Source organism: Arthrobacter sp. MDT2-34-1 (assembly GCF_059091365.1).
Window position 1 is genome coordinate 1 of the sequence record NZ_JBNHGO010000159.1, and the last position, 421, is coordinate 421.

The 421-nt window shown below is 63.9% G+C and carries 1 protein-coding gene; it reads left to right on the forward strand.

Going from position 1 to position 421, the window contains the following annotated elements:
• On the forward strand, positions 1-421 hold a 421-nt coding region (locus AC5RVV_RS18165), incomplete at both ends, for an MFS transporter (protein ID WP_494002733.1).

The following is a 421-nucleotide window of genomic DNA, read 5'->3' on the forward strand; positions in this document are numbered from 1 at the left end:
TCATCCTCGGCATTGTGCTGTCCATGATGATCGGTCTGCTGGGCAATCCGCTGTTCCAGCTCACGGTGGTCTTCGCCGAAGAGGTTTTCCAGGTCGGTCCCACCGGACTCGGCCTGCTCAATGCCGCCCTCGGCGCGGGCGCTGTTATCGCCGCACCGCTGGTCTCGGGCTGGAGCAAGGTCCTTCCGCTGGGACTGGTGGTCAAATCGGGCATGCTCGTCTACGGAATCGGCCTGATTGCGTTCGGGCTCACCAACAACTTTGTGCTGGCCCTGATCAGCCTGGTCCTGGTCGGCGCCTGCTTCCTGTCCGCCATTTCCGGCGTCAACACTGCCATCCAGATGATCGTCGCGGACCATATGCGCGGCCGGGTGATCGCCGTGCGCCACATGTTCTTCACCGCCGCCATGCCCGCGGGAGC